The 12,782-nt window shown below is 39.7% G+C and carries 12 protein-coding genes; 10 read left to right on the top strand and 2 right to left on the bottom strand.

Annotated elements, in window-relative coordinates; all coding sequences use genetic code 11:
* Positions 1–73: 73 nt before the first annotated feature.
* Positions 74–1,450: a 23S rRNA (uracil(1939)-C(5))-methyltransferase RlmD gene (rlmD, locus tag HED61_RS12205; RefSeq protein WP_003126313.1), complete on the bottom strand. Its 1,377-nt coding sequence runs from the start codon at positions 1,448–1,450 to the stop codon at positions 74–76.
* 115 nt (positions 1,451–1,565) lie between these two features.
* On the opposite strand from rlmD, the gene recX reads away from it, so the two are divergent.
* From recX to ntdP, 3 genes are all read left to right on the top strand, one after another.
* Positions 1,566–2,360 (top strand): recombination regulator RecX, encoded by a 795-nt coding sequence (gene recX / locus HED61_RS12200; RefSeq protein WP_219645016.1) that lies wholly within the window; start codon positions 1,566–1,568, stop codon positions 2,358–2,360.
* The gene (gene mutY, locus HED61_RS12195) at positions 2,353–3,498 is read left to right on the top strand and encodes an A/G-specific adenine glycosylase (RefSeq protein WP_219645017.1); all 1,146 of its coding nucleotides are present in this window, start codon (positions 2,353–2,355) and stop codon (positions 3,496–3,498) included. The genes recX and mutY overlap by 8 nt, the downstream gene beginning before the upstream one ends.
* A 93-nt stretch (positions 3,499–3,591) precedes the next feature.
* Positions 3,592–4,125, top strand: a complete 534-nt coding sequence (ntdP, locus tag HED61_RS12190) for a nucleoside tri-diphosphate phosphatase (RefSeq protein ID WP_003126316.1) — start codon at positions 3,592–3,594, stop codon at positions 4,123–4,125.
* A 207-nt stretch (positions 4,126–4,332) separates the two neighbouring features.
* On the opposite strand, the gene HED61_RS12185 is transcribed toward ntdP, so the two are convergent.
* Entirely contained in the window at positions 4,333–4,773 is a 441-nt protein-coding gene (locus tag HED61_RS12185; RefSeq protein ID WP_003126317.1) for a GNAT family N-acetyltransferase, read from the bottom strand.
* A 139-nt stretch (positions 4,774–4,912) separates the two neighbouring features.
* Here HED61_RS12185 and HED61_RS12180 point away from each other — a divergent pair, with 139 nt between their 5' ends.
* From HED61_RS12180 to HED61_RS12150, 7 genes are all read left to right on the top strand, one after another.
* Positions 4,913–6,037 carry an AI-2E family transporter gene (locus tag HED61_RS12180; RefSeq protein WP_003126318.1) on the top strand — a complete coding sequence of 375 codons (1,125 nt, stop codon included), beginning with the start codon at positions 4,913–4,915 and terminating at the stop codon, positions 6,035–6,037.
* 101 nt (positions 6,038–6,138) lie between these two features.
* The gene (locus tag HED61_RS12175; protein WP_103299734.1) at positions 6,139–7,515 is read left to right on the top strand and encodes a hemolysin family protein; all 1,377 of its coding nucleotides are present in this window, start codon (positions 6,139–6,141) and stop codon (positions 7,513–7,515) included.
* A gap of 192 nt (positions 7,516–7,707) precedes the next feature.
* A complete protein-coding gene (locus HED61_RS12170) occupies positions 7,708–8,721 on the top strand; it encodes a lipoate--protein ligase (RefSeq protein ID WP_003126320.1) in 1,014 nt (337 codons plus the stop codon).
* A 32-nt stretch (positions 8,722–8,753) separates the two neighbouring features.
* Positions 8,754–9,476: a methionine ABC transporter ATP-binding protein gene (locus HED61_RS12165; RefSeq protein ID WP_219645018.1), complete on the top strand. Its 723-nt coding sequence runs from the start codon at positions 8,754–8,756 to the stop codon at positions 9,474–9,476.
* Complete coding sequence (locus tag HED61_RS12160) at positions 9,463–10,131, top strand: methionine ABC transporter permease (protein ID WP_219645019.1); 669 nt, start codon at positions 9,463–9,465, stop codon at positions 10,129–10,131. The genes HED61_RS12165 and HED61_RS12160 overlap by 14 nt, the downstream gene beginning before the upstream one ends.
* Before the next feature lie 8 nt (positions 10,132–10,139).
* Entirely contained in the window at positions 10,140–10,946 is an 807-nt protein-coding gene (locus HED61_RS12155) for a MetQ/NlpA family ABC transporter substrate-binding protein (RefSeq protein WP_003126324.1), read from the top strand.
* 226 nt (positions 10,947–11,172) lie between these two features.
* Positions 11,173–12,753, top strand: coding sequence for a peptide chain release factor 3 (locus tag HED61_RS12150; protein WP_081132170.1), 1,581 nt, complete (start codon positions 11,173–11,175; stop codon positions 12,751–12,753).
* Positions 12,754–12,782 lie beyond the last annotated feature (29 nt).

The raw sequence follows: 12,782 nt of genomic DNA, 5'->3' as shown, positions 1-12,782 counted from the left end.
TGTGTGTTTGGATACTAGCTGAATTCCTAAAAAAGCCTAGCCATCTTCATTTACTTGAAGATGGCTAGGCTTTTTATATACGCGTCAATTTAACGACAACTTCACAACGAGCAGTTTGAGGAAACATGTCAACAGACTGTAGATACTCAATCTTGAAGACAGACGCTAATTTGACCAAATCACGGGCTAATGTTGAAACATTACAAGAGATATAAACCATTTTCTTTGGCGGCTGAGCAACTAACGCTTGCAACAGGTGGTCATCTAATCCAGTTCGAGGGGGATCAACCACAATACTGTCGGGTCTAAAACCAGCAGCAAACCATTTAGGGAGTAAGTCTTCAGCAGTTCCTGTTTCATAATGCGTATTATTTGCTTGGATTCGGCGGGCATTTTCTTTGGCATTTTCGATTGCTTGCGGAATGATGTCCATCCCACGGACTTCCTTTGCATGTTTTGCGAGGCTTAGTCCAATCGTTCCAACACCACAATAGGCATCAACGACGGTTTCATTTTTTGTCAATGCCAGTGCTTTGATTGCTTCGTCATAAAGTATACTAGTTTGTTGCGGATTCAGTTGGAAGAATGCACGAGGAGAAAGGTCGAATGTTAATTCCTGCAATCGTTCTTCAATCGCTTCTTTTCCCCAGAGATGTAAAGTTTCATCCCCCATGATCACCGAGGTCTTCTTGCTTTGGACATTTTGCATGATCGAAACTACTTGAGGCATGCGTTGATTGATTTCTCGAATCAAGGCATTTTTCTGTGGCAGTTTGCTAGAGTTCGTGATAAAAACGACTTGTACTTCGCCGGTCGCTCTGCCCACTCTGACCATCAAAGTCCTCAGGATGCCGCTGTTTTTTCTTTCATCATAGATTGGGAGTTGATACTTGTTCAGTAACTGCACAAGGCCATTGATCACATCTTGGGTTGCTTTTTCTTGAACGAGACAATCATCAATCGCCACTAAACGATGAGAATCCATTTCGTAAAGACCAGCTTCGATTCGTTTTGATTTTGTATCATATCGCAACTGAAATTGCGCTTTGTTGCGATAGTGCCATGGTTCTTCCATGCCAATCGTATCTTTTAAGATATACTTCTGATAACCTTTGGGCTTAAATTTGGTTAATGCTTGTTTTAATAAGTCTTTCTTAAAGTCTAGCTGCTTTTCATAAACAAGATGCTGTAATTGACAGCCCCCACAACGATCATAAAATTTGCAGGGGGGGAGAATACGGTCGCTGCTTTTCTTGATGATTTTGGTCATTCTCGCTTCTGCAAACCTCGGAGTTGCTTTGGTCACTTCTGCAATCACTTCTTCTCCCGGAAGAACTCGCGGGACAAAGACGATCAATTTTTTATAATAGCCGATTCCTTCTCCGTTGATTCCTAAACGTTTGATCGTCAGTTGTAGTTTTTGACCGTTTTTAAGTTGTACGTTTGCCATGATTGCTCCTTATCGATAAATAGTCTCTCTATTTTACCATACTTTTTATAGCTCTTTTGAAGGAATTTCCCCTTTTTTGTGATAAACTAGAATATACGTTCGTGAGGTGAAGAAAATGATAACGATCATTCGTATCAGTAAGGGAAAAGGTCCCTTTTACGAAGTAGACTGCTCTAATGGAGAATCTTTGCGGGTTTCTGAGGATCTTCTGGTTCGTTTCCGTCTTCTAAAAGGAAAAGAAGTGACGGAAGAAGAGTTGACCGAAATCAAAAAAAGCTCCGGTTTTGATATTGGGCTGCAGCAAGCAATGAATTACATTAGCTATCAACTACGTTCCGAAAAAGAAGTTCGTACCTATCTAAAAGACAAAGAAATCAATTTAGAGGATCGCCATTTGGTCGTGCAGCGATTGAAAGAACTAAATTTACTTGATGACCGTACCTACGGAGAAAGCTACTTGCGGACACAAACCCGTTTAGGAGACAAAGGGCCATCAGTCATCAGTCAGCAACTAAAACAAAAGGGGCTGTCTGAAGAAGTGATTCAAGAAGTGATGCCGTTATATACAGAAGAAAAGCAATTTGATGTCGGCTATCATACTGCCGAAAAAGCATTGCGTCGGTTCCAAGGGAAAAGTCACAAAGAGATGATGCAGAAACTATCGCTGCACCTAATGCAAAAAGGGTTTAGACAACCAGTTATCCAATTAATTTTAGATGAACTGCCTACAGATAGAGACGACGAAGAGGAAAACGCAGCTTTGCAAAAAGAGGGTCAACGACTTTTGCGAAGACATCAGCGGTTGCCTTTGAATAAAAGAAAAATGAAAATCAAACAAGGTCTTTACCAAAAAGGTTTCGCTCTGGATGCGATCCAACAATTTTTAGATGAGGAAGTTATGGATGAATAAACAGTGGGAAAAGTGGTCAAAAGAGGACATTCGTTCTTTCCAAGACAAGTTTTTGAATTGGTACCATGATGAAAAAAGGAATCTCCCCTGGCGAGCAACCAACGATCCCTATGCAATCTGGATCTCGGAGATCATGCTCCAGCAAACAAGAGTGGACACCGTCATTGGCTATTATTACCGCTTTATGGAACAATTTCCAACCATCAAAGATTTAGCTGGTGCAGAAGAGCAGAAGCTTTTGAAGGCTTGGGAAGGATTAGGTTATTACTCTCGTGCTCGCAATTTAAAAGCTGCCGCTCAACAAATCATGGCAGAGTTCGATGGAGAGATGCCACAGACCATCACTGATATTCGTTTGTTAAAGGGGATTGGTCCTTACACTGCCGGGGCGATCGGCAGTATCGCTTTTGGATTGCCGGAACCTGCAATCGATGGCAATGTGATGCGTGTAGTGAGTCGTTTGTTTTGTATTGAGGCAGATATAGCTAAAGCGAGTTCTCGCGGAGTCTTTGATGAAGCAATGCGTACAATCATTTCTCACGATGAGCCAGGAGAATTCAATCAAGCTTTGATGGATCTTGGTTCAAGTATTTGTACGCCGACTTCACCATTATGCGAGGAATGTCCACTGCAAGAATATTGTCTAGCCTATCAGCAGGGAACACAAACCGACTTTCCCGTAAAATCAAAAAAAGCGAAGCCAAAAGATGTGTATTACATTGCTGGAGCTATTGAAGAAGATGGCCGCTTTTTATTGGTGCAGCGACCAGAAACTGGCTTGTTAGCCAAAATGTGGCATTTTCCGCTTTTGGAAGTGGATCAGGCGACCTATACGCAATTATTGGCTTATTGGCAAGACCAACAGTTAACATTGGATGCAGTTGCAGAAGAACCAGCTCCGATTTTCCCTGAATTTCCCGTCGTTTGGCAAAAAAGACATCTTGGTGAGGTTACTCACATCTTTAGTCATTTGAAATGGCACATACTGCTTTTTTATGGACGCACACCGTCGGAATTCTCGTTAGAACACAGTCAATGGGCTGCGCCAGAAGAATTTGAACAGTATGTCTTTCCCAAACCTCAGTTGAAATTAGTCGAACAATTGAAGAAAAATCATAAAGTCGATAAACATTTCTAGGCAAAGGGTTGTTTTATTGCTATAATATTTACGATATCGGTGTAATGAACACCCAAACAAAACGCAAGTTTTCTTGCTGAGGGAAGGGTTGCTATGCGAGTTCCAAAAGAAGGAGAGTTTGTCAGCATCCAAAGCTACAAACATGACGGCAATTTGCATCGAACGTGGCGGGATACTATGGTCTTAAAGACGAGCGAATTCTCAATGATTGGTGTCAATGATCATACATTGGTGACTGAATCGGATGGAAGACGCTGGGTTACCCGTGAGCCAGCTATTGTATATTTTCATAAAAAATACTGGTTTAATGTAATCGCAATGATCCGAGAAAAGGGGGTTTCCTATTATTGTAATCTCGCTTCACCGTATTTGCTTGATGAAGAGGCCTTGAAATATATTGATTATGACCTTGATATCAAAGTATTTCCTGATGGTGAGAAACGTTTACTAGATGTGGATGAATATGAGCTTCATAGCAAGATCATGCATTATCCGCAGGACATTGATTTTATTTTAAAAGAAAATGTCAAAATTTTAGTAGATTGGATCAATAATGGCAAAGGACCATTTTCTGAGGGGTATGTGGACATTTGGTATGATCGCTACAAGCAGTTGTCTCAGAAATAGCAAGGAGTAGCCGTAAAGGGTCACTTCAATGTGCAAAAGACTCGACTTTAATTAGAAGTCGAGTCTTTTTGTATCAAAAAATAGTGCCTGTCATCGAGTGATTGATTTGTAAGGCGGGGCTTCTTTAAAGGAGATTCATCCAGTTCTATAAAGAAGCGAAAGTTGTCAATCACGTGAGTTATAAGTGATTGACAGCTTTTAAGATACTTAGTTCTGCAGATATTTACTCATTTTGATGTGGGGCATATCCGCATCAAGAAATTCTTCCCCTTCAGGTTGGTAGCCTAGAGAAAGATAAAAACCTTTTGCGGTTAGCTGAGCACCTAAAGTGATTTTTTGAAACCCTTGTTTCCGAGCAAAATCCTCCGCCCCTTGGATCAAAATTCGTCCGAAGCCTTTTTTGCGATGGGAAACGGGTACGGCCATACGCTGAAGTTTCAATGTGTGGCTATCTATAGGAAGCAGCCGCAAAGTTGCTGTTGCTTCTTTTTGTTCATTATAGAGAACAAAATGGACCGCGTTTGCTTCGTCCTGATCGATCTCAAGACTTAAGGGCACGCCTTGTTCTTTGACGAAGACATCATTACGAATTTTCAACGAGTCCAGATAAATTTCGCTTAATGTATCTTTGGTTTGTGCGACGAACATAAAATCAACCACCTTCTTATTTCATCAATTATTTTCTAAGTATACCATTTTTACGAAAAGAAAAATGGCTTTTGCGGCTAAAGTCGCAAGCTTTTTTTTGCAAAATACTCTATAATAGTGAAAAAAAGGAGGGAATCGTTTGTTCGACAAATTCAAACAATCAAAACTTTTCTTCTGGTCATTAGAAATTCTCGTTCTTGCCACGTTAGCTCTGGTATTGAGCAAAATCAATTTCTTATTTGCACCAGTAGGAACATTTTTTTCGACATTATTTGCGCCGGTCTTAATTGCAGGCTTTTTGTACTATCTGCTTAATCCGATCGTCGTTTTTCTGATGAAGACCACTAAGATCAAAAGAATCTACGCTGTGATTTTAGTTTTACTCTTATTAGTAGCAGCTATTGTCCTAACAGTCGTAAGCGTGATTCCAAATCTGATCAACCAAATTTCACAACTTGCAGAAAATATTCCTACTTTTGCTAAAAATATGGAGACTTGGATTTCTAAAATAGCAGATGACCCAGTATTTAAACAGATCGACTTTGCGCAACAGTTAGAAAATCTCAATCTTTCCTATGGTTCATTGCTGCAACAATTTCTAAGTGGGCTGTCAACAAGTTTGGGATCGATCGTAGGAACGATTGCTTCAGCAACGATGATCATTGTTACAGTACCATTCATCTTGTTTTATATGCTGAAAGACGGCGAGAAACTTGTGCCAAATATTCAATCAGTTTTACCTGAAAAAAGACGAAATCAAATCATCGAGTTATTGGGTGATCTGAATAAAACATTGTCCAATTACATTAGCGGACAAGCGATTGAATGTATTTTTGTCGCGACCTTTACCTTTATCGGCTACTGGCTAGTGGGTGTCAATTACGCCTTTTTATTTGGTGTCATTGCAGGGATCACTAACTTGATTCCTTATTTGGGCCCTTACCTCGGCTTGATTCCGGCAGTTTTAGTGACAATCTTTGATGATCCTTTCCGGGCTCTGTTATGTGGTGTAGTCGTGTTAGTCGTTCAACAATTAGATGGTAATGTGATCTATCCTAATGTAATCGGAAAGTCATTGGCGATTCATCCGCTAACCATTATTTTAGTGTTGCTAGTCGCAGGGAACATCGCTGGATTACTGGGTATTTTCTTAGGAGTACCTTTCTACGCCATTTGTCGTACGATTGTGATTTTTGTGATTCGTTTGATTCGTGACGATAAAAGCAAGAAAAACCAAGAGAAATTGATCGAACTAGATAACTGATGGTTTTTATTGCAAAGAAAAAAGCTTTATGATACGATTTTATCGTGGGTATAGCCCACGATTTTTTTTAGAAAATGTAAAAATAAGGAGAGAATGCTATTATGAATGCTGACCCCGAGAGTCAGTCGCTATTAGCGCAAATTTTATTATTGATCGTTTTGACATTGATCAATGCTTTCTTGGCTGCTTCAGAAATCGCGGTTGTTTCAGTTAATAAGAACCGTGTAGAACAGAAGGCTGAGGAAGGAAATGTCAAATCACAAAAATTATTGAAAATCATTGACAATCCCACCAACTTCTTGTCGACGATCCAAGTTGGGATCACATTAGTCAATATCTTATCAGGGGCCTCACTGGCAGATACGCTATCTACCCGCTTAGCACCCGTTCTAGGTGGCGGAGCTGCAGCAAAAAGCCTGGCTAATATCATTGTATTAGCGATTTTGACCTATGTTTCGATCGTATTTGGTGAGTTGTATCCAAAACGAATCGCAATGAACAAATCTGAAGAAGTTGCTCAATTTACTTCAGGTGTGATACGTGTGATTGGTACGATCGCAAAACCATTTGTGTGGTTGCTTTCCGCTTCAACTAGTTTGTTAGCTCGAATCACACCAATGGAATTTGATGATGAAGATACAAAAATGACTCGTGATGAAATGCGGTATATGTTAGAAACAGAAGGTGTCTTTGAAGAAGATGAATTGGAAATGCTACAAGGAATCTTTTCATTGGATACGAAGGTGGCCCGTGAAGTGATGGTGCCGCGGACTACTGCATTTATGGTCGATATCAATGATTCAGTAGATGAAATTTTGACAGAAATTTTAGCAGAAAACTATTCTCGAATCCCAGTATATAATGAGGACAAAGACAAAGTCGTAGGTATTTTACATACAAAAAACCTGCTGAAATGTGCCTATAAATATGGATTTGAAACATTAGATATTAAACAAATCCTCCAAGAACCATTATTTGTGCCTGAAACTGTTTTTATTGATGACTTACTCTATGAGTTGAAAAAGACTCAAAATCAGATGGCTATCTTATTAGACGAATACGGCGGTGTCGTAGGTCTGGTTACTTTAGAAGACCTCTTAGAGGAAATCGTTGGTGAGATCGACGATGAATCGGATGAAGTAGAAGAATTATATGAACAAGTTTCTGATCATGAGTACATCATCCAAGGGCGAATGTTGATTGATGACTTTAATGAAGCATTTGATATGAGCCTGCACATGAGTGATGTTGATACAATGGCCGGATATTTGATCACAGCTTTAGGATTGATTCCTGATGAAGGAGAGAAATTATCCTTTAAAGTGGATAACGTCACACTGATCACAGAAGAAATGGAAGGGTCACGTGTATTGAAGATCCGCGTTATCTTCCATGATCCTGAAGAAGCAGCTGTCGAACCTGAAGAAGAACGCCGCTATTTCAAAAAAGATTTTGAAGAAGACGAACCTCGTCGATAAAATGAATGCTTGAAGCAAATGCTTCAAGCATTTTTTTGTCTAAAAATAATATATAGAACAGAATGAGTTAATCAAATGATACAGATTTAGCTAGATAAAAAAACTAAAATAACTAAGCATATTTCTTGCTTTTCTTGTGAATTAAAGAGAGGATAAGAGTGCGATAACTAGAAATCATTGTGGGGTGGGAAAATGAGATTTTACCGAATGAAAAGTGATGATATTCGGATGAACTTAGCTACTGAAGAATATTTAATGAATAACGTAGATATTTCAGAACCATGCTTGCTGTTATACATACAAAAGCCTTGTGTTATAATCGGTAGAAACCAAAATGCCTACGAAGAAATAAATTTTGACTATTTACGACATAATGACATCGTTTTAACCCGGAGAACCTCTGGTGGCGGAGCAGTTTATGACGATCTAGGCAACATGAGTTTTAGCTTTGTGACTAAAAAAGATGTGACTCATTTTGGTGATTATCATGGAGCCACCCAACCTATTTTGAAAGCATTGCAGAAGATGGGAGCAAAAGAGGTTGAAGTACGGGGAAGAAATGACTTGTTTGTTGAAGGAAAGAAATTTTCTGGTAACGCCATGTACACAAAAAATGACAGAAGCTATTCCCACGGAACATTGATGTTCGATGTTGACTTAAGCGTTTTGACAAAAGTGTTGAACGTTCCACAGGAAAAGATCGACTCGAAGGCAACAAAGTCAGTGCGTAAAAGTGTGACCAACATCAAGCCTTATCTTTCTGAAGAATATCAACAATTGTCAACGAAAGAATTTAGAGATCAATTGCTCTGTCATATTTATGACGTCGACAACATTGAGGAAATCCAAGAAAAAGAAATCAAATTAACGGCTGAAGATCAACGGAAGATTAATCAGTTGTATCAATTGCGATATGCCAATGATCAATGGATTTATGGGGAAGCCCCGAATTATCAATGGACGAAACGCAAACGTTTTGAAAATGTTGGTATCGTTGAACTACGCTTTTCAGTGGCAAAGGGGAAAATCACAGAAGCACAAATCACTGGAGATTTTTTTGGCGAAGAAGATATCGCTGGTCTCGAAAAACAGCTGATTGGTCTTCCTTATAATGAAGAGTTGCGACAGCATTTTCAAGGGATGGAAGTCGCGAAATATATCCATCAACTGACAAATGAGCAATTTGTATCACTACTTTTCAATTGAGTTTGAAGGCAGAGGAGCGTCAGGAACCAAATATGATCGAAGTAAAAGAGGTTTCACAAGTATATCAGGACAATGTCCTTGATCGAGTATCGTTAACAATCAACAATGAGATCGTCGGTATCGTCGGCAAAAGCGGTTCCGGGAAGTCTACCTTGTTGCGTCTGATTAATTTGATCGAATCTCCTTCAGCTGGCGAAATCGTGATTGATGGCGTGAACACGACAGGATTGACCAAGAAAATGAGACGAAGTCTACAGCAAGATATTGCGATGATCTTTCAACAATTTAATCTGCTCCATAATCTGACTGTCTACGACAATGTTTTTTTGCCTTTAAAATTAGCTGGAAAATCACAACGACAAGTGATGGAAACGTTAGACTTCGTAGGTATGTCTGAAAAGGCTTCGGTTTATCCTGCTTCTTTAAGTGGAGGGGAAAAGCAACGAGTAGCAATTGCCCGTGCTTTGGTCAAAGAACCAAAGATCCTCTTGTGTGATGAACCGACCAGTGCATTGGATGAAGATACTAAGGGAGATGTTTTATCGTTATTGCAAAAGGTTCATGGCACTTTCCAGCCTACAATCGTGTTTGTTAGTCATGAATTGTCAGCGGTTCGACAAGTTTGTGAGCGGGTCTATGTTATGGAACAAGGAAGAATCGTAGCGGAAGTAGCGAATACGCCGCATCTTTTACAAAAAGAAGAATTAAACTATGTCGATCGTGTGATAAGGAGTCTAAAGCATGCCGATAATTGAGAGTATTCAATACTATTTACCAGAATTGATGCAGGCGATGGAAGAAACCCTGATCATGATGAGTATCTCTATCTTCGCCGCTGTTTTGATTGGATTGCCATTAGGTATTCTATTATTTATTAGTCGTGAAAACAACAATCAGGGAACGATTTTGTATCAAATATTAAATTTGCTGATCACGGTCATTCGTTCGTTTCCTTATTTACTGTTTGTTGTTGCGATGATTCCCGTCACTCGTTTTTTGTTAGGCAGCTCGTTTGGGCCGATCCCAGCAAGTATCCCATTGAGTATTGTGTCAATCGTCGTCTATGCTCGTTTAGTCGAGCAGGTATTGTTGGATGTCCCAGAAGATGTCGGACTATTGGCACGCTCATTAGGTGTCTCCACTTATCAATATGTCAAAGAATTTTTGCTCGTGGAAGCAAGAAGCGGGTTAATCCTGTCTCTGACGACAACGATCGTCAGTATGGTGTCTTATTCCACAGTGATGGGAATCGTTGGCGGAGGAGGAATCGGAGACTTTGCCATCCGTTATGGATATCAACGGTACGAATATGGGGTCATGTATTTTGCCATTTTAGTGATGATCGTAGCAGTTTTTAGTATTCAGTTGATTGGGAATGGGTTAGCAAAAAAAGTTGATAAAAGAAAGTAGGAGTAGGAATGAAAAAAGGAATATTTTTTGGGTTAGTACTAGCAGTAATGTTTCTTGGTGCTTGTGGAACAGGGAATGAGTCGCAATCAGAGGATAAAGTGATTAAAGTCGCTTCTCAAACGACCCCTATGACAGATGTTGTCAAAGTAGCAGCCGATGCGGTAGAAGATGGCTGGAAAATTGAATTGGTACAAGTAAATGACAATATTCAATACAATGAGCTGTTGAATAATAAGGAAGTAGATGCAAACTTTGCGCAGCATGAGCCGTATATGCAACGCTACAATGAGGAAAAATCAGCAGATTTAGTGGCTTTAGACAAAATTTATAATGCTAAAGTGGGCTTTTACTCAAAAGAGTATACAAAAATTGAAGACATTCCTGAAGGAACGAAAGTTGCTCTGCCGAATGATGTTTCTAATGAAGGACGAGCATTAGCCATCTTAGCTGAGCAAGGATTGATTGAATTAAAAGATGGAGTTGGAGTCAATGGTACGATCAAAGACATTACTGCGAATCCTAAAAACTTTGAATGGTTGTCTGTGGACTTATTGAATCTAGCAGAAGCCTATAATGAACCAAATGTCTCCCTTGTCTACAACTATCCGACCTATATCGCCAAAATTGGTCTAAAGCCTGACGATGCCTTGTTCTTAGAGAAAACGATAGATGATCGTTTTGCGATCTCTTTAGTTGCTCGCAAGGACAATCAAGATTCAGAAAAAATCAATGTTTTGCGAAAAGCGATGACCAGCGATAAAGTCAAAGAATTTTTGGAAAATGAGCATAGTGATACATTAATTCCAGCCTTTTAGTTTTTTGAGTGTTTTTCATGCTTTCACAGCAGTTCTCGTATAAATACAAATAGCTATCAAGCTGCTTAAACAGTTGCTCTCTAGACTTTCGAATCTGAATGATAGAGAGCATTTGTCTGTAATTTTTCTTTTTTCCGCTCTTGATACATGATATACTGATTTGGTCAGAAAATCTTTGTATAGACACAGAGAGTTCTAATTTCAAGGAATGGAGTAACTACATAACATGGAGAATCCAAATTTAAAACAACAAGTTGAAAGTCGTCGCACCTTTGCGATTATTTCTCACCCGGATGCTGGGAAGACAACGATCACTGAGCAGTTGCTGCTATTTGGAGGAGCAATTCGCCAAGCAGGAACTGTCAAAGGAAAGAAAACCGGTAATTTTGCTAAATCCGACTGGATGGAAATCGAGAAACAACGGGGGATTTCTGTCACTAGTTCTGTAATGCAATTTGATTATCAAGGAAAACGTGTGAACATTTTGGATACACCAGGACATGAGGATTTCTCTGAAGATACGTATCGTACGTTAATGGCTGTTGATAGCGCCGTGATGGTTATTGATAGTGCCAAAGGGATCGAAGCACAGACGAAAAAGCTTTTCCAAGTCGTAAAAAAACGGGGAATCCCGATCTTTACCTTCATCAACAAATTAGACCGTGATGGTCGTGAACCATTAGAACTTTTAGAAGAGCTAGAAGAGTTGCTTCAAATCGAGTCCTACCCAATGAATTGGCCAATCGGAATGGGAAAAGGGCTTGAAGGACTTTATGACATTCACAATCAACGGGTTGAAATTTATCGTCCAGAATCTCATGGCGGTGAACGCCTGATTCCATTTGATCAAAACGGTGAAATTCCCCAAGATCATCCGCTGAATCAAAATGGTGTCTATCAACAAGTGTTGGAAGAAGTCGAATTATTACAAGAAGCTGGCGATTCCTTTGATGAAGAGAAAATCGCTCGTGGTGATCAAACCCCTGTCTTTTTTGGCTCTGCGTTAACAAACTTTGGTGTGCAAACTTTCTTAGAAACATTTTTACAATTTGCACCAGCACCTTACGGACATAAGACAATGACAGGAGAAGAAATTAGTCCATACGAACAAGAGCTTTCAGGATTTGTTTTCAAAATCCAAGCCAATATGAACCCCGCACACCGTGACCGGATTGCCTTTGTCCGCATTTGCTCAGGAACATTTGAACGGGGAATGGATGTCACGCTTGAGCGGACAGGCAAAAAAATGAAATTAAGTAATGTGACCCAGTTCATGGCAGACACTCGCGAAAATATTGAGCAAGCTGTTGCCGGCGACATCATTGGGGTATATGATACCGGAAATTATCAAATTGGTGATACTTTATATGAAGGGAAATTGAAAGTCGCCTATGAAGAATTACCTTCGTTTACACCTGAACTCTTTATGAAAGTAACAGCCAAAAATGTTATGAAACAAAAATCATTCCATAAAGGGATCTATCAGTTAGTGCAAGAAGGAGCCATCCAATTGTATAAAACGTATCTCAGTGATGAATACATTATTGGAGCGGTTGGACAGCTGCAATTCGAAGTATTTCAATATCGAATGCTGAACGAGTACAATGCAGAGGTGATCATGTCGCCAATGGGACATAAGATTGCTCGTTGGATCGATCCTAAAGATTTGGATGAAAAGATGAGTTCAAGTCGCAACATTTTAGCCAAAGACCGTTTCGACCAGCCATTGTTCTTGTTTGAGAACCAATTCGCGATGCGTTGGTTCGCCGACAAATATCCAGATGTCGAATTGAAAAGTTTGATGTGAAAACACTGCTAGTACTTGTGACGGCAAGT

This window comes from Enterococcus gallinarum (assembly GCF_021496385.1).
Classification (GTDB): Bacteria; Bacillota; Bacilli; order Lactobacillales; family Enterococcaceae; genus Enterococcus_D; species Enterococcus_D gallinarum.
The sequence above is the reverse complement of the archived record's forward strand: the minus strand, read 5'-3'. Positions and strand labels throughout refer to the sequence as shown.

Bases quoted from the DNA above. Each gene is read 5' to 3' on its own strand.
- HED61_RS12155 (WP_003126324.1), top strand. From the start codon at position 10,140: ATGAAAAAAGGAATATTTTTTGGGTTAGTACTAGCAGTAATGTTTCTT.
- HED61_RS12160 (WP_219645019.1), top strand. From the start codon at position 9,463: ATGCCGATAATTGAGAGTATTCAATACTATTTACCAGAATTGATGCAG.
- ntdP (WP_003126316.1), top strand. From the start codon at position 3,592: ATGCGAGTTCCAAAAGAAGGAGAGTTTGTCAGCATCCAAAGCTACAAA.
- HED61_RS12185 (WP_003126317.1), bottom strand. From the start codon at position 4,773: ATGTTCGTCGCACAAACCAAAGATACATTAAGCGAAATTTATCTGGAC.
- rlmD (WP_003126313.1), bottom strand. From the start codon at position 1,450: ATGGCAAACGTACAACTTAAAAACGGTCAAAAACTACAACTGACGATC.
- HED61_RS12150 (WP_081132170.1), top strand. From the start codon at position 11,173: ATGGAGAATCCAAATTTAAAACAACAAGTTGAAAGTCGTCGCACCTTT.
- mutY (WP_219645017.1), top strand. From the start codon at position 2,353: ATGAATAAACAGTGGGAAAAGTGGTCAAAAGAGGACATTCGTTCTTTC.
- HED61_RS12175 (WP_103299734.1), top strand. From the start codon at position 6,139: ATGAATGCTGACCCCGAGAGTCAGTCGCTATTAGCGCAAATTTTATTA.
- recX (WP_219645016.1), top strand. From the start codon at position 1,566: ATGATAACGATCATTCGTATCAGTAAGGGAAAAGGTCCCTTTTACGAA.
- HED61_RS12165 (WP_219645018.1), top strand. From the start codon at position 8,754: ATGATCGAAGTAAAAGAGGTTTCACAAGTATATCAGGACAATGTCCTT.
- HED61_RS12170 (WP_003126320.1), top strand. From the start codon at position 7,708: ATGAGATTTTACCGAATGAAAAGTGATGATATTCGGATGAACTTAGCT.